Below are 16,626 nucleotides of genomic sequence, written 5' to 3' on the forward strand. Positions count from 1 at the left end.
CATGGAAAAAATCCGCTCTCTCAAATTCCCGCCCTACACATCCAGGGTGGAGCGTGCGTGGCACTACGGCCATCGCCTGATTTGCCTGCTGATCCTGGTTTTCCTGCTGCTGCCCATACTGGTGATGATTCCGCTGTCTTTCAGCGACAGCACATTGCTGCTCTACCCCATCCAGTCGTTCTCGTTCAAATGGTATAGCGCACTGTTTCATTCGGACGACTGGATCCGCGCCGCCAAAAACAGTTTTATCGTCGCGCCATCGGCCACGCTGATCGCCACCGTGCTGGGCACGCTGGCCGCCGCCGGCCTGCACCGTATCGAATTTCACGGCAAGGGATTGCTCATGGCAGTCCTGATTTCACCCATGATCGTTCCGCTAGTGGTGGTGGGCGTCGGGATCTATCTGTTTTTTGCACCTTACGGGCTTGTCAACAACTACAGCGGGCTGATTCTGGCGCATGCGGCGCTCGGTGCTCCTTTTGTTCTCACCACCGTCACGGCCACCCTGCAAGGCTTCAACGATAATCTGATACGAGCCAGCTACAGCCTGGGCGCCAATCCGCTGCGCACGTTTTTCAAAATCACACTGCCCATTATTGCGCCTGGCGTGATCGCCGGCGCCCTGTTTGCATTTGCCACGTCCTTCGATGAAATCGTGGTAACCCTTTTTCTGGCAGGGCCCGAGCAAGCTACCCTGCCGCGCCAGATGTTCACCGGCATACGCGAAAACATCAGCCCCATCATCGCCGCCGTGGCCACCATACTGATCATCTTCTCGACCGCCCTGCTGCTCACCCTGGAGTGGTTGCGCGGACGCGCCCAGGCCAAGACCGTCGCCAGCGGCGGCACTCCAGGGCACTGATAAAGCGTCAATAGATATCGGGGTCCGGAATATCGCCTGCCCGGGCCAGCAGTTCAAAATCACACCCCAGATTGGCCTGGCTGACTTGCTGGGCAAACAAGGCTCCATAGCCACGCGCATACTTCGGCGCGGGCGGAGCCCAGGCCCAGGACTTCGGCGGCACTGGTCATGGCCGAGGCCGTGCCCATCGTCATGCAATGACCCGGCGAACGCGAAATGCCCTGCTCTATTTCACCCCACTGTTGTGCAGTGATGTTGCCAGCCCGCAATTCCGTCCAATATTTGAATTTGCGCCAGGCGCGACCGGTGGCCAAAGGTGCGCATGCCTTCGGCGGCCAGCCAGCGGGCGCTTCTGAGCGGGGTATTTTTCATGGCTGGTGCGCGCTCGCCTGCAGCAAGGCCTTAGTGTAGCCCAGCGCAAAAGACATGAAACGCTCGCGATTGGGATCCTGGTCGGACACCGGTACATGATCCGGGCACAGCGGCCCCTGATACCCGACGCGCCGGTAGTTCAACAATGCCTGGTACATGTCGACATCGCCCTCGTCAGGGAACACTTCGGAAAAATCAAGGTAGCCCCCCTTGATATTGCGGAAATGAACCATGAATATGCGTTTGCCGAATCGCTCTATGGCTTCCATGACGGCGGCATGCGGGTCGGCCGACATCTCGGCCACCGTACCCTGGCAAAAATTCAAACCGTGAACCGGGCTGGAGCTTAGCGCCAGAAAACGCGCAATGCCGTCGAGCGAACCCATGACGTGCTCGACGCCATTCAGCCCGCCGACGGGATAGGCCGGGTCATGCGGATGACAGGCCAGTTTGACGCCCACTTCCTGCGCCACCGGAACCAGCCCGGATACCAGGAATTCGATGGCTTTCCAGCCATCGGCTTGGCTCACTTCGGGAACCTGGCGCGCCATTTGCTGCCCGCACAAGAGACTGGAATCCGCGCCTCCCTCTTCCTGGTTCGAGGGATAGCCTACTCCCCAGTACGAAAACTGACGGTCCGCATCCGGCGAGTACTCGCTCAGGCTGAAACTGGAATAACGGCATCCGCCACGCCCTTCGCGCAAGGCCGTGCGGGTAATGCCGACCATCTGCACGTTGTACTTGAGACAGGAGATCCCCGCCGCCGCCGCGATACGGATATTGTCCTGCAACACCTCCAGGTGCCGTTGAGCGGCCTCCCTGTCCACCAGAGACGTCAGCAGTATCGACCCCACATCCAGGGCGAAGACATCGATCTTCAAACCGAAACTTTCGATCCATTGGCGATAGGCCGTCAGCTTGTCTTTATTCCATCGGCCATCGTCCGATGCCAGCAGCTCGGTGCCGCGATTGTCGATAACCACTCTTTCCACGCCCAACTGGGCGGAAAGACGCAGGCGATTGGCATCGGGGTTGATCAACTGTTCTGAAATATACATAGTGTCTACTTTCTTATGCCTTGGGCTTCAGGTGATAGCCGCGTCCGCCATAATCGAAATCCACCAATTCGCAGATCGGCGCGCCGGGATCGGCCGCCGAAGCATAGTACGCGCGGATTTCCTTGATCAGTCCGCTGGCTTCATCGAAGACATACCATTCATCGCCCCGCAGGGCTGTGTGCCTGGCCGTTTTCCAGTGTGTCCATTCGATCGCCGCTTCGGGCTCTGTGGACGAGCACAATACTTTTTCTATGGTCCAGCGAGACCCCAGGTTTTCAACGCACCATACCCACTTGCGGGCAATGACGTCGGCTCCGCGCCAGGGAATTTCAGGCAAGCCGGGCGGGAAATAATGCACGGCATCCGGAGTAAAACAAGCGATCAGTGCCTGGTAGTCGGCCGCATTGCAGGCATCGAAATAGCGGCGTATGGCCGCTTCCATGAATTGAGGAGTGAGCTTAGCCACTGATTTTCTCCGCGCGGATATCAACCGCCCTGGCGGGGTCGGAACCCTGCTTGATCCATGCCTGATAGTCGGCCCGCGTTTGATCGTTGGGTGGGTACAGGCCATATAGTTTTTCGCCCGCCGCCATCCGCATCGCCAGGTAGGCCTCGAAAGCATCCTGCTTTTCGCCGTCGTCGGCCAGTTGCGCGGCCAGATGACGGGGAATCACGGTAATCCCGTCGCCATCGCCCACAATGATATCGCCAGGATATACGGCCACCTCGGCGCAACTAATGGGAACCTGCAAATCGGCCGCATGATGGTATGACAAACGAGTCGACGCCGTGACCTCGCGGGCATAGGCCGGAATCGCCATTCGGGAAATTTCCTGACCGTCGCGCAAAGACCCATCAGTGACTACGCCCGCCACGCCCTTGATCATCATGTGCGTCAGCAGCATATTGCCGGCCGACGCCGCACGCGTGTCATTGCGGCTGTCGATGACCAGCACCTGGCCGGGGCCGATTTGATCGACCGCATCCCATTGCAGATTATCCGGATTCGAAAAAGGAGTGAGGGTCGCGTAGGTGTCGATATCTTCACGGGTGGGAATGAAACGCATGGTATACGCCTCGCCGGCGAATTTCGCACAATTCGGATTGAGCGGTTTCAGCCCCACCAGAAAGCATTGCTTCAGGCCATGCTTGAACAATTGGGTTGTCAGCGTACCGCTGCTGATGTTCTTGAGCCGCTCTATGACCTGCGACGATACAGGTACCGGTTTCCTGCCATGTGGTGCGCCCAACTCTCTCTCCTGGAAATTGCCATCTAATTAAAAATGAAAGCGCTTTCATATTCAAAGATTTAAAAATCCATAGATATGGAAGCGCTTTCATTAAATCATGTTTGCGGCTACCATGTCAATATTCCACACCCTACTTTCTGCGAAAAACACTGTGCGCAACACTCCCCCCAAACCCAGAGCCGGCGCGGCATCCACCAACCGCATGGAAGACGTGGCCCTCGAGGCCCAGGTCGCGCTGGTTACTGTCTCCCGCGCCATCAACCATCCGTCGCAGCTTGCTCCCAGGACACTGGAAAAAGTACAGGCAGCCATACAGAAACTGGGCTATGTGCCCAATTTGACGGCCGGCAGCCTGGCCTCGGCGAAAACCCGCATCATCGCCGCCGTCGTCCCCACCATATCGAATTCTTTTTTTTCGGAAACCATCGAGGCCCTGGCCAATACGCTCGACCAGCACGGCTACCAATTGCTGCTGGGTCAAACCTTTTATCGAGAGGCCAATGAAACCAAAATCGTCGAGGCATTCCTGGGGCGCCGGGTCGACGGCATCGTGCTGACCGGCATACATCACGAAAAAACGCTGGTGGAACGGCTCAAGGCTTCAGGCATCCCTGTGGTCGAAATGTGGGAGCACGGCCCCCATCCCATCGATATGCTGGTGGGGTTTTCGAATTTCGACGCAGGCCGCGCCGCGGCCCGTTTCCTGATAGCCAGGGGCTACAGGCAGCTCGGTTATCTGGGCGGCTACGAACATCGATCGCAGCAACGCTTGCAGGGACTGCGCCAGGAAGCAGGGCAGCATGCCAATGTATCGGTTCACGCCATAGAAACGGCATCACCCTCGCCCATCGAAAACGGTGTCGCCAGCCTGCTTGAATTAAAGAAACAGGCCCCCGGCCTCGACGCTGTTTTTTGCAGCAACGACATGCTGGCGGCCAGCGCCATCTACGAGTGCGCGCGCCAGAACTGGAAAGTTCCCGGCGATATCGCGATCATGGGCTTTGCCGATCTGCCTATCGCCAGCGCCTGCCATCCGCGGCTCACCACCATACGCGTGCACCGCAAGGCAATGGGAGAATCCACCGCCCGATTGCTGCTCGACCGTCTGCAAGGCCGTCCAATTGCCTCGATGGCCCAGGACCTGGGCTTTGATGTAATCGGGCGTGAAAGCGCCTAGGAAACGAAGACGCAGGACCCCGCCCCTGCACCACCTCTTATTCCGCATCCAGTTCGCGCAGCGCTTCGCGCAGTTGCGGCAATTGGCTTGCGACAAGGCGGCCAACCACGGCATTCTCGATGCGCAGGCTGACAACTCCTTCGTGCTCGGTGAATAGCTCGTCCAGGATTCCGGACCGCAAGGCCTGAATCGCCTGCCCCGATTGGCGGGGGTTGGCAAAAGGCTCGGACAACAAAAGCTCCTGGCCATCGGCTGCCAGCAAACGAAAGCGAAAATCACCCGCCTCATCGCGGAAGCTGACAAACCGGGCTTTCTTACCGCCCGACTTTTCTTTTGCCTTGCCTTTTGCAACGGTTTTTGCGGCCTGGCGCAGCCCCACGGCTTCACGCAACTCGGCCATCAGCGGCGCCGACAATTTGCGTGCCTTGGCGGCCCCTTCCTGCAATATCGATTCAATGCGTTCGGGCTGCGACATCAATTCGATATAGCGCAAACGCATGGGCGCGAGTTCCCGCTCAAGGCGTTCGCACAGCATTTGCTTGGCGTCGCCCCATCCCAGCCCTTCTTCAAGCAGTCGGCGAAAATCGGCGGACTCGTCCGGCGCCGCAAAAGCGCGATATATCGTATAAAGATGCGAGCCCTCGGCATCCTTGGGCTCACCCGGCTGGCGCGAATCCGTGACAATCCGCATGACGGCGGCACGCAAGGCTTTGGCGCCGCCCTCGAACAAGGGAATGGTGTTGTCATAGCTTTTGGACATCTTCCGCCCGTCAAGCCCTGGAAGGGTCGCCACGTCTTCCTCGATCTGAACCTCCGGCAAGACGAAATACTCTTTGCCGCCGCCGTACAAATGGTTGAAGCGCTGAGCAATATCGCGCGTCATCTCCAGATGCTGGATCTGATCCCGGCCCACAGGCACCTTGTTGGCGTTGAACATGAGAATATCGGCAGCCATGAGGATGGGATAGGAAAACAGCCCCATCGTGATCCCGTCGTCGGGTTCAAGCTGCTTGAGCTCATTCTGATCGACCGAGGCCTTGTAGGCATGTGCACGATTCATGAGCCCTTTGGGGGTCACGCAGGTCAGCATCCAGCACAGTTCGGGAATTTCAGGGATGTCGGACTGGCGATAAAACGTGACTTTATCGGTATCGAGCCCGGCCGCAATCCAGGTGGCGGCAATTTCCAGGCGTGAACGGGCGATGCGTTCGGGATCGTCGCATTTGATCAGGGCGTGATAATCGGCCATGAAATAAAAAGCATCGACCTCGGGCTGCGCGCTGGCCCGGATCGACGGGCGGATTGCTCCGGCGTAATTGCCCAGATGCGGAGTTCCGGATGTCGTAATGCCTGTCAATACACGGGTATTCATAAGTCGTGGTCTGCTGGAAGGTGGTAATGGATAGAAAATCCCTGGGCCCTGATCGCCGACACTGCGGAGATCAAAGAGTGACGGCCGCCCTGCGCTCCGACTCCAGGTATTCGCGGGACTGCATCTCCATGATACGGGAAACGGTACGGTGAAATTCGTTGGCCAAAGCACCGTGGGTATATAGCTCGTCGGGTTTGCACTCGGCCGAAATGATGAGCTTGATTTTGTGATCATAAAACACGTCGATCAGCCAGGTAAACCGCCGTGCTTCCGAAGAGTGCCGCGGCCCCATGCAGGGCACGTCCGAAAGAATCACGGTATGAAACCGGCTGGCCATGTCGAGGTAATCGATTTGCGAACGGGGGCCGCCGCATAATGTGACGAAATCAAACCATACAATGCTGCCGCTCAGGGCAATGGCCCTGATCTCGCGACCTTCGATCGTCAACACCGGATCTTGCGGCGCCGTATCCGACAGCCGCTCGAAAGCGGCTCGCAACTCGCCGTCGGTATTGTCGGTAATGGGCGTCATGTACACACGCAGCTGTTGAAGGGCAAGACGGCGGTAATCGACTCCCGCATCGACATTAAGTATATCCATGCGATCCTGGATCAGTTTGATCGCGGGCAAAAGCCGATCGCGCTGCAAGCCATCCGGATACAGGGTCGACGGCTCGTAATTCGAAGTCATGACAAAGGAGGTGCCCAGTTCGAACAGCTTGCGCAAAAGACGATAGAGAATCATCGCATCGGCAATATCCGATACGTGGAACTCGTCGAAGCAAATCAGGCGATAGCGCCGGGCAACGCGGCGCGCCACTTCGTCAAGAGGATCCTGCTGGCCCTTGACCTCCCCGAGCTCGCGATGCACCCCGCGCATGAACTCGTGAAAATGCAGGCGTGTCTTGCGTTTGACCGGGACCGTAAGATAGAACGCGTCCATCAGGAAGCTCTTGCCGCGACCCACTCCGCCCCACAGGTATATGCCGCGAGGAACATCGGGCCGATTGAAGATCTTCTTCAGACCGTTGGAGCGAGCCTGCTTGAAAGCCAGCCAGTCATCGAAGTAGCGCTGCAAGCGGTCGACGGCGGCCAATTGGGCTGCGTCGGGTTGATAGCTGCGCTCCACAAGCGCCTTCTGATAATACTCGCGAACATTCATAAAAAAACCGGACTCGCAGAAACGAAAAAAGGGGCGGTCAGGCGCCCGCCCCTTTTAAAAAGCGCATGCTTGCGCCGCGCGCAACAGGCTTAAAAATTCAGCGCACGCTTGTCGACAGCCAGCGCAGCCTCTTTGAGGGCCTCGGACAAAGTCGGATGAGCATGGCAGATTCGGGCTATATCTTCAGCCGCACCGCGGAACTCCATGATGGTGACAGCTTCGGCAATCAGTTCGGAGGCCATTGGCCCGACGATATGCACACCCAGGACTTCATCGGTGCTGGCGTCGGCCAGTACCTTGGCAAATCCGGTCGTGTCTCCCAAGGCGCGAGCGCGGCCATTAGCCAGAAACGGGAAACTTCCGGCCTTGTATTGGCGGCCTTCCGTTTTCAACTGCTGTTCGGTTTTGCCCACCCAGGCGATCTCGGGCGAAGTGTAAATAACCCAGGGTATGGTATCGAAGTTGACATGTCCGTGCTGCCCGGCAATGCGTTCCGCCACGGCCACACCTTCCTCTTCGGCCTTGTGCGCCAGCATGGGGCCACGAACCACGTCACCCACGGCCCACACATTGGGCAAATTGGTTTTGCAGTCGGCGTCTACCAGCACAAAACCGCGCTCATCGAGCTTGAGCCCGACGGTTTCGACACCCAGTCCCTGAGTGTTGGGTACACGGCCAATCGAAACGATGAGCTTGTCGACCACCAGTTTATGCTCGGCGCCGGCAGCGTCGGTGTAGGGAATAGTGATGCTCTTGGCCGCAGCCTTGACTTCACCGATCTTGACACCGGTTTGTATGACAAGGCCTTGCTTGGCGAATGCCTTTTGGGCTTCTTTGGCAACCTGCTGATCGGCTGCGGCGAGAAAATCGGGCATGGCTTCGAGTATGGTGACCTCGGCGCCCAGACGGCGCCAGACGCTGCCCATTTCAAGACCGATCACACCGGCGCCAATCACGCCGAGTTTTTTGGGAACGGAAGGAATGCTGAGCGCGCCATCGTTGGACACGACCTGTTTTTCGTCGAAAGGCAGTCCGGGCAAGGCGCGCGCGGACGAACCCGTCGCCACGATCACGTGCCTGGCCACCAGATCTTCATCCGAGGTGCCGGAGACCTTGATCGACCAGCCTCCGTCGACCTGCGCCACAAATGAACCGGTGCCGTGAAAGAACGTTATCTTGTTCTTTTTGAACAAGTACATAATGCCGTCGTTGTTTTGCTTGACGACATTGTTCTTGCGGCCAAGCAGCGTATCGAGCTTAAGCCCGACTTCTTTGATCTCGATGCCGTGCTCGGCAAAATGATGGTTGGCCTGCTCGTAATGCTCGGACGACTGCAGCAAAGCCTTGGATGGAATGCAACCGACATTGGTGCAAGTCCCGCCCGGTGCCGGTTTTCCGTCGGCGGTGCTCCAGGCGTCGATGCATGCAACGGTCATGCCCAATTGAGCGGCGCGAATCGCAGCAACATACCCGCCGGGCCCAGCGCCAATAACGACAGCGTCGAATTGTTTAGCCATTTTTTCACTCGATAAAATTGTTGATAACGCAAGCCTGCACGCGCTATGTCAAAAGAAGGGCACCGCCCGCCTGACAGACTGCCATGACAAGTTTTATGCGATGCTCAAACGACAGGCCCCGGCGCTCCCGCAAGCGGTTTCGCGCCGAAGCCCTACCATGCGATTGCTAACCCGGCGCCTTATACATCGAGCAACAGACGTTGCGGATCTTCGAGCGCTTCCTTGATGGCGACCAATGCCAGAACCGCCTCGCGGCCATCAATGATCCGGTGATCATAGGACAAGGCCAGATAATTCATGGGACGAATCACGATTTGACCGTTTTCGACAACCGCCCGGTCTTTGGTGGCGTGTATGCCCAAAATGGCCGCTTGCGGCGGATTGATAATGGGCGTTGACAACATCGAACCAAACACACCGCCGTTCGATATCGAGAATGTACCGCCGGTCAGCTCTTCAAGACCCAGCTTGCCGTCGCGGGCGCGAGCGCCGTACTCGGCAATTTGCTTCTCGATGTCGGCGATCGACATTTGATCGACATTGCGCAAAATGGGCACGACCAGGCCACGCGGGCTGCCTACGGCAATGCCGATATCAAAGTAGCCGTGATAAATGATGTCCTTGCCATCGACCGATGCGTTGACTACCGGATATTTCTTGAGCGCCGCCATGGCCGCCTTGACGAAGAAAGACATGAAGCCCAACTTCACGCCGTGCTCTTTCTCGAACTTTTCCTTGTATTTGTTGCGCAGGTCGATGACGCCTTGCATGTTCACTTCGTTGAACGTAGTGAGAATCGCATTTTCGGATTGCGATTGAAGCAGACGCTCGGCAACACGCGCACGCAAGCGGCTCATGGGCACGCGCTGCTCGGGCCGGCCATCGAGAGACAAAGTGGGCGGGGCCACAGGCGCCGCGGCCTTGGGAGCGGGAGTGGCACTGGCTTGCAAGGCATCGCCCTTGGTAATGCGGCCGCCACGGCCTGAACCCTCGACCGAAGCCGGATCGACGCCCTTATCGGCCAGGATCTTTCCCGCGGCCGGCGAGGCAATCGCAGACGCCGCCGGCGCGGCCACGACGGGAGCGGCTGCTGGAGCAGCCGGAGCAGCAGCCGCTGCGACTGGCGCCGCCGCGGTCGCCTTGGCTGTGGTATCGATACGAGCCAGCACCTCGCCCGCTGTAACCGTGCTGCCGTCGCCTTTCACGATTTCGCTCAGCACGCCGGAAGACGGGGCAGGTACCTCAAGCACCACTTTATCGGTCTCGACTTCGATAAGGATTTCGTCTTCGGTGACGGCTTCGCCGGGTTGTTTTTTCCAGTTGAGCAAAGTCGCTTCGGAAACCGATTCCGAAAGCTGGGGAACGAGAACGTCAGTAATAGCCATAATTTTTAGTCCGTTATTTAAAAATATTCGTTACTTGGTCAGCATGTAGCCTTTGAACTTGGGCGCAAGGGCCGCCTCGAGCAGGGCCTTTTGCTGTTCCTGGTGCTTGGCCAGGTAACCCACCGCCGGCGAGGCCGAAGCGGCGCGGCCGGCATAACCAAGTCGTTGACCTTCTGCCATATTCTCGTACAAATGGTGCTGAATATAAAACCAGGGGCCCTGGTTCTGTGGCTCGTCCTGAACCCAGACGATTTCCTTGGCCTTGGAGTATTTTTGCAACTCGGCCTGAAATGCCTTGTGGGCAAAAGGGTACAGCTGTTCGATACGCAGGATGGCGGTATCGGTACGGCCTGCCTCGGTCCGGGCATGGACCAGGTCGTAGTACACCTTGCCCGAGCAAACCAGGACGCGTTTGACCTCGTCGGCCTGGATGCTTTCGTCTTGCTCGCCAATGACCGGCAGGAACTGGCTGGTGACCAGGTCGGACAGCGGCGACGTGGCGTCTTTGTTGCGCAACAGGGACTTGGGCGTAAAGATGACCAACGGCTTGCGAAACGGCCGAATCATCTGGCGGCGCAAGACGTGGAAAATCTGCGCGCCGTTGGTGGGCTGCACAACCTGGATGTTATTGTCGGCACACAACTGCAGGAAGCGTTCGATACGCGCCGACGAGTGCTCCGGACCCTGCCCTTCGTAGCCGTGCGGCAGCATCAGGGTCAAGCCGCATTGCCGGCCCCACTTGGCCTCGCCCGAAGTAATGAACTGGTCGATAACCACTTGCGCGCCGTTGACGAAGTCGCCGAACTGGCCTTCCCAGATTGTCAGGGTATTGGGCTCGGCCGACGCATAGCCGTATTCAAAACCCAGCACGGCTTCTTCGGAAAGCACCGAATCGATGACCGTGAAAGGCGCCTGGTTCTCGGAGACGTTCTGCAAGGGAATATACGTGCCGTCGTCCCAACGCTCGCGCTTCTGGTCGTGCAGCACGGCATGGCGATGAGAAAACGTGCCACGCCCTGAATCCTGGCCAGTGATGCGTATGGCGTACCCGGATGAAACCAGGGTTGCAAAGGCCAGGTGCTCGCCCATGCCCCAATCGAGCTTCTGCTCGCCGTGCGCCATATTGCGGCGATCGTTGAGCAATTTGTTGACCAGCGGGTGCACGGTAAAGTTGTCGGGTATCGTTGTGATCTTTTCGCCGATACGCGTCAGTTCGGCCAGAGGCACGCCTGTATCGGCCTGGTCGGTCCATTTGGCGCCCAGAAAGGCAGACCAGTCGGTCGAGTACTTGTTCTTGAAATCGGTCAGAACCGGCTCGATGGTGCGCTGGCCATCTTCCATGAGCTGGCGGTAATCCTTGACCAATTGATCCGGCTCGCCTTCAGCCAGGATGCCTTGTGCAACCAGCTTGTCGCCATACAATTTGCGGGTGCCCGGATGCTTGCCTATGCTTTTGTACATAAGAGGCTGGGTCAGCGAGGGAGTGTCCTGCTCGTTGTGGCCAAGCTTGCGGAAGCAAACGATATCGACCACCACATCGTGATGGAACTGCAGGCGATAATCGAGCGCCAGTTGCGTAACATACACCACAGCCTCGGGATCGTCGCCGTTGACATGGAAAACCGGTGCCTCGATCATTTTGACGACATCGGTACAGTACAGCGTGGAACGCGTGTCGCGTGGATCGGATGTCGTGAAGCCGATCTGGTTGTTGATCACGATATGCAGGGTGCCGCCGGTGCCGTAACCACGAGTCTGTGCCAGGTTGAGGGTTTCCATGACCACGCCCTGCCCTGCAAACGCGGCGTCGCCGTGGACCAGAACCGGCAGTACTTCGTTGCCCTGATGATCGCCGCGGCGATCCTGGCGCGCGCGTACGCTGCCTTCAACCACCGGATTGACGATTTCGAGATGCGAGGGGTTGAACGCCAGCGACAGATGCAGAGGGCCGCTGCGCGTGGAAAGATCGCTGGAAAAACCATTATGGTATTTGACATCGCCATCGGAGAGGCCCTCGGCGTGCTTGCCTTCGAACTCGGCGAACAGGTCGCCGGGCATCTTGCCCATGATGTTGACCAGCATATTGAGACGGCCGCGGTGGGCCATGCCGACCACGATCTCCTGGACGCCGTTTTCGCCCCCGTGGTTGACGACTTCATCCATGGAGGCGATAAAGCTTTCGCCGCCCTCGAGAGAAAAGCGCTTCTGCCCCACATATTTGGTGTGCAAGAAGCGCTCCAGGCCCTCGGCTTCGGTCAACTGCTGCAATATATGACGCTTGCGCTCCGATGAATAAGGCGGCACGCCACCGGTGGACTCCAGACGCTCCTGGATCCAGCGCTTGGCAGCCGGGTCGGAGATATGCATGAACTCGGCGCCCACGCTGCGGCAGTAGGTATCGCGCAATGCCTTGAGCATGTCGCGCATGGTCATGGTATCGGCTTTGGTGAAATAGGTATTGGTTGCCGCGTACACCTGATCGAGATCGGACTCGGCCAAGCCATAAAAACTGGGATCGAGCTCGGGAATGACAGGACGATCGTGGCGCTTGAGCGGATCGAGCTCGGCGAACCGGGAACCCAGCGAGCGATACGCGGCAATCAGCGATTGCACATACACCTGCTTGTTGGCGACCGACAGATCCGGCTCTTGGGCGCGCGCTACAAAGGCATTGGCCCTGGCACGCTGCGCAAAAGACTCCACAATGGGCGCATGCGCCTGATCGCGCGTGATCTCATTGCCATCCGTAGCAGGCAAATGCTGCAATTGATCGAAGTAATCGCGCCATTGATCACTGACCGAACCCGGATTATCCAGGTAGGACTCGTAGAGTTCCTCTACATATGGGGCGTTACTGCCGAAAAGGTATGAATTGGATTGAAGTTCTATTTCCGATGACATAAATGCGCTTCACCTATCCGAGTGTCTCACTCGTTTGATGCAGGGAACAACCTTCCGCGACACGGCCAGACCGGTTAGCGGATAGCGGGGCAGAAGGCAACGTACGACGCCTTGATAAGCCGTATTCGCAGTAGTATAACCCTGAACAATTTATAAAGTAACGCCAAAGGGAAACCCACACCGTAAATAATGTCAAGACGTTGGCATTAACAAACACCCCGATATGCAGCCTGCAATATTGCGCTGCAAAACCACGCAAGCGAAAACTCTGCTGAAATACCGCTTTCAGGCAAAAGAGGAAAGTCTGCGGGTCTCGGCCGTCAATGGCCAGGAGCATACTGGACTCGAACATGCTCCTTTAGAATACCGCTCCAAATCGCCTTTGCATTTTTAAAAAATTTATAAACCCGTATTTATTATTCAGCACATTATCCTGGAGCTTTTCCATCATGGACGCCAACGCCGATCTCAACAAACTAGCACTCGATTATCATGCCTACCCCACTCCAGGCAAAATCTCGGTCACCCCCACCAAAACCCTGGCGAACCAGGACGATTTATCGCTGGCCTACTCGCCGGGCGTCGCCGCGGCATGCATGGCCATACACGCCGACGGCGAGACAGCCGCGTCCAAATACACATCGCGCTCCAATCTGGTGGGCGTGGTCACCAACGGCACGGCCGTGCTGGGCCTGGGCAATATAGGCCCGCTGGCCGCCAAGCCCGTCATGGAAGGCAAAGGCTGTCTGTTCAAGAAATTCGCCGGCATCGATGTGTTCGATATCGAGCTGAACGAAACCGATCCGGACAAGCTGGTCGATATCATTGCCGCCCTCGAACCCACCCTGGGAGGGGTAAACCTCGAGGATATCAAGGCTCCGGAATGCTTCTACATCGAAAAAAAGCTGCGCGCGCGCATGAAGATCCCGGTTTTTCACGACGACCAGCACGGTACCGCCATTATCTCCTCGGCCGCCATCCTGAATGGCCTGAAAGTCGTCAACAAGAAGATGGCGGACGTCAAGCTCGTCTGCTCGGGCGCCGGAGCCGCGGCCATTGCCTGCCTGGACCTGCTTGTACACCTGGGCATCCAGCGTTCGAACATTTATGTGGTCGACTCGCGCGGAGTCATCTGGGCCGGCCGTGAACAAAATATGGAAGCCAACAAGGCGCGCTATGTGCAAAACACCGATGCGCGCACACTGGCCGATGTCTGCCGCGACGCCGATGTGTTCCTGGGCTGTTCAGCGCCCGGCGTACTGACCGCCGATATGGTCAAGACCATGGCCCCCAGCCCGCTGATCCTGGCCTTGGCCAACCCCGAGCCCGAAATCCGCCCCGAAATCGCCAAGGAGGCCCGTCCCGACTGCATTATTGCCACGGGACGCTCCGACTATCCCAACCAGGTCAACAACGTTCTGTGTTTCCCGTTTATTTTCCGCGGAGCGATGGACGTCGGAGCCTCGGTCATCAACGAAGAAATGAAGCTGGCCTGCGTCAAAGCCATTGCCGATCTGGCCCAGGCCGAGCAGAACGACGAAGTGGCCAGCGCCTACGCAGGCCAGGAGCTGTCGTTCGGCCCCGACTACATCATTCCCAAGCCCTTCGACCCGCGCCTGATCGTAAAAATCGCACCGGCAGTCGCCGCCGCCGCGGCAGCCTCGGGTGTGGCGGCCCGGCCCATCGAAGACATGGAGGCCTATCGGCAGAAGCTCATGAGCCTGGTGTATCACACCGGCCAATTGATGCGACCCCTGTTCATGCAAGCCAAGACGGCGCCCAAGCGCATCATATATGCCGATGGCGAAGATGAACGCGTCCTGCGGGCGGCCCAAACAGTGGTGGACGAAAATATTGCCTACCCCACCCTGATCGGGCGTCCCTCGGTCATCAATATGCGAATCGAAAAATTCGGCTTGCGCCTGAAGGACGGCGGCAACATCGAAATCGTCAACCCCGAAGACGACAAACGCTTCAACGAAACCTGGACGGCATACTACAAGCTGATGGGCCGCGAAGGGGTCACCCCCGAAATCGCCAAGGCCATGGTGCGCAAGCACAACTCCCTGATCGGCGTCATGCTGCTGCGTCGCGGCGACGGCGATGCACTGCTCTGCGGGGTCGCCAGCCGCTACGACAATCAGCTCAAATATGTGCAGGAAGTCATAGGCCTGAAGCCCGGCGCGCAAACCTTTGCCGCCATGAACGTGCTGATGCTGCCCGAGCAAACCCTGTTCATCTGCGATACGCATGTCAACGAGAACCCTTCGGCGGAACAGATCGCCGACATGACGATTCTGGCGGCCGAGGAAATCCTGCGCTTTGGCGTGATACCCAAGATCGCCCTGCTGTCGCATTCGAACTTCGGCAGCCGGCCTTCCGAGTCGTCGCGGAAAATGGCGCGGGCGCGGCAAATGATCAGCGAGCGGGCCCCGCACCTGGAGGTCGATGGCGAAATGCATGCCGATTCCGCCTTGTCGGAAAAAATCCGCCTCAAGGCCTACCCGGACTCAAGCCTGAAAGGGCCGGCCAACCTGCTTATCATGCCCAATCTGGATACCGGGAACATCACCTACAACATGTTGAAGATGACGGGCAGCAACGGGGTCGCCATGGGTCCGGTGCTGCTGGGCGCGGCACGCCCGGTTCATGTGCTGACCACCAGCGCCACGGTGCGCCGCATCGTCAACATGACGGCGCTGGCGGTGGTCGATGCGCAGCAGGAGGCCGGGCAGGTGAAACTATAGAAAAATGCGGCGAGTCGATAGTGCAATGCTGAGATTGCAGCGATATCGTTCTTGATCCGTGGCGGGGAGGTCCAGGCAGGGTGCTGTGCGCCGTGCCATGTCTGGATTTCCGTATCACTGGCGCATTTTTTGTTCGAAGTGTTTACTGTGCATTCGACGGTTTGGTATTTAAAGACGCCGTCTATCGGGGCTTGGGGTCAGGACCGGCACGGCGTGCTTGATCCGGATCTACCTCGTCCAGGCGGGCGTCGGGCCAAACTCGCTACGCCGCTGGCGCGGCTACGCTCAAACATGGCCCGCCGAAAGCCCCCGCCTTCCCTACGGTAGCATCCGGCGCACGCCTTACGCCGGTCCTGACCCCAAGCCCCGATAGACGGCTCACATTGCGGCATGCCTGGAATGAACTTGCTTGCACCTACCGTTAATGGGCCTGCACCCCTAGAACCGTTAACGTGCCTGCACTCATGCCTCTATCGAGTGGCCACTACATCACGATGTGCCAAACCCTGGATTTACTATGCGCCCGACGCCTCAACGTAGTCTGTGATTGGCTCAACGCGGCCTCCCCAATGTATACCTCGATGCATTACCTCAACGCGAGCCGCAGGGTGGGCGGTGCTGTGTAGTCCGGCGGTAGTCCAGCGCCGGGTGCTGACGAAGGGAAGGCGGGGGCTTTCGGCGGGCCCTGTCTGAGTGGCGCCCCGCATCGCGGGGCGACGCGAGTTCGCCCGACGCCCGCCTGGACGAGGCAGACCCGGGCAGTCGGGGCGCGTAGCGACACGACCGCTGGACGTGCCGGACTACACAGCACCGCCCACCCTGC

Annotated in this window: 13 protein-coding genes and 1 pseudogene; 3 read left to right on the plus strand and 11 right to left on the minus strand. The window is 58.3% G+C overall.

The annotated features are described in order from the left end of the window. The first annotated feature begins 1 nt into the window (after position 1). Positions 2-862, plus strand: coding sequence for an ABC transporter permease (locus LSG25_RS08995; RefSeq protein ID WP_232744318.1), 861 nt, complete (start codon positions 2-4; stop codon positions 860-862). A 7-nt stretch (positions 863-869) separates the two neighbouring features. Here the strand turns inward: LSG25_RS08995 and LSG25_RS09000 are convergent, their stop codons facing one another. The 6 genes and pseudogenes from LSG25_RS09000 to LSG25_RS09025 form a co-directional block, all read right to left on the minus strand. Then, a complete protein-coding gene (locus LSG25_RS09000) occupies positions 870-1,025 on the minus strand; it encodes a hypothetical protein (RefSeq protein WP_232744781.1) in 156 nt (51 codons plus the stop codon). Continuing rightward, positions 1,003-1,149: pseudogene (locus LSG25_RS09005) on the minus strand (dihydroxy-acid dehydratase); the annotation flags it as partial. The gene LSG25_RS09000 and the pseudogene LSG25_RS09005, both read right to left, overlap by 23 nt. Beyond that, on the minus strand, positions 1,094-1,234 hold the full coding sequence (locus LSG25_RS09010; RefSeq protein WP_232744782.1) for a hypothetical protein: 141 nt from the start codon (positions 1,232-1,234) through the stop codon (positions 1,094-1,096). The pseudogene LSG25_RS09005 and the gene LSG25_RS09010, both read right to left, overlap by 56 nt. Next, positions 1,231-2,292, minus strand: coding sequence for a mannonate dehydratase (locus LSG25_RS09015; RefSeq protein WP_232744319.1), 1,062 nt, complete (start codon positions 2,290-2,292; stop codon positions 1,231-1,233). Before LSG25_RS09015 ends, LSG25_RS09010 begins: the two co-directional genes overlap by 4 nt. 13 nt (positions 2,293-2,305) lie before the next feature. After that, on the minus strand, positions 2,306-2,758 hold the full coding sequence (locus LSG25_RS09020; protein WP_232744320.1) for a nuclear transport factor 2 family protein: 453 nt from the start codon (positions 2,756-2,758) through the stop codon (positions 2,306-2,308). Further along, complete coding sequence (locus tag LSG25_RS09025; RefSeq protein WP_232744321.1) at positions 2,751-3,542, minus strand: ribonuclease activity regulator RraA; 792 nt, start codon at positions 3,540-3,542, stop codon at positions 2,751-2,753. Before LSG25_RS09025 ends, LSG25_RS09020 begins: the two co-directional genes overlap by 8 nt. Before the next feature lie 151 nt (positions 3,543-3,693). On the opposite strand from LSG25_RS09025, the gene LSG25_RS09030 reads away from it, so the two are divergent. Beyond that, a complete protein-coding gene (locus LSG25_RS09030; RefSeq protein ID WP_232744322.1) occupies positions 3,694-4,719 on the plus strand; it encodes a LacI family DNA-binding transcriptional regulator in 1,026 nt (341 codons plus the stop codon). A 37-nt stretch (positions 4,720-4,756) separates the two neighbouring features. Here the strand turns inward: LSG25_RS09030 and LSG25_RS09035 are convergent, their stop codons facing one another. The 5 genes from LSG25_RS09035 to LSG25_RS09055 form a co-directional block, all read right to left on the minus strand. Then, on the minus strand, positions 4,757-6,091 hold the full coding sequence (locus tag LSG25_RS09035) for a tryptophan--tRNA ligase (RefSeq protein WP_232744323.1): 1,335 nt from the start codon (positions 6,089-6,091) through the stop codon (positions 4,757-4,759). Between the two features lie 70 nt (positions 6,092-6,161). Then, entirely contained in the window at positions 6,162-7,253 is a 1,092-nt protein-coding gene (zapE, locus tag LSG25_RS09040; RefSeq protein WP_232744324.1) for a cell division protein ZapE, read from the minus strand. An 89-nt stretch (positions 7,254-7,342) separates the two neighbouring features. After that, on the minus strand, positions 7,343-8,770 hold the full coding sequence (gene lpdA / locus LSG25_RS09045; RefSeq protein WP_232744325.1) for a dihydrolipoyl dehydrogenase: 1,428 nt from the start codon (positions 8,768-8,770) through the stop codon (positions 7,343-7,345). Between the two features lie 179 nt (positions 8,771-8,949). Continuing rightward, a complete protein-coding gene (gene odhB, locus LSG25_RS09050; protein ID WP_232744326.1) occupies positions 8,950-10,155 on the minus strand; it encodes a 2-oxoglutarate dehydrogenase complex dihydrolipoyllysine-residue succinyltransferase in 1,206 nt (401 codons plus the stop codon). Positions 10,156-10,185: 30 nt separating this feature from the next. Beyond that, positions 10,186-13,056, minus strand: coding sequence for a 2-oxoglutarate dehydrogenase E1 component (locus LSG25_RS09055; RefSeq protein ID WP_232744327.1), 2,871 nt, complete (start codon positions 13,054-13,056; stop codon positions 10,186-10,188). 449 nt (positions 13,057-13,505) lie between these two features. Between LSG25_RS09055 and LSG25_RS09060 the strand changes: the two genes are divergently transcribed. Beyond that, positions 13,506-15,803, plus strand: a complete 2,298-nt coding sequence (locus LSG25_RS09060) for an NADP-dependent malic enzyme (RefSeq protein ID WP_232744328.1) — start codon at positions 13,506-13,508, stop codon at positions 15,801-15,803. Positions 15,804-16,626 lie beyond the last annotated feature (823 nt).

It is taken from the genome of Paralcaligenes sp. KSB-10 (assembly GCF_021266465.1).
In the GTDB taxonomy this organism is placed as follows: Bacteria; Pseudomonadota; Gammaproteobacteria; order Burkholderiales; family Burkholderiaceae_B.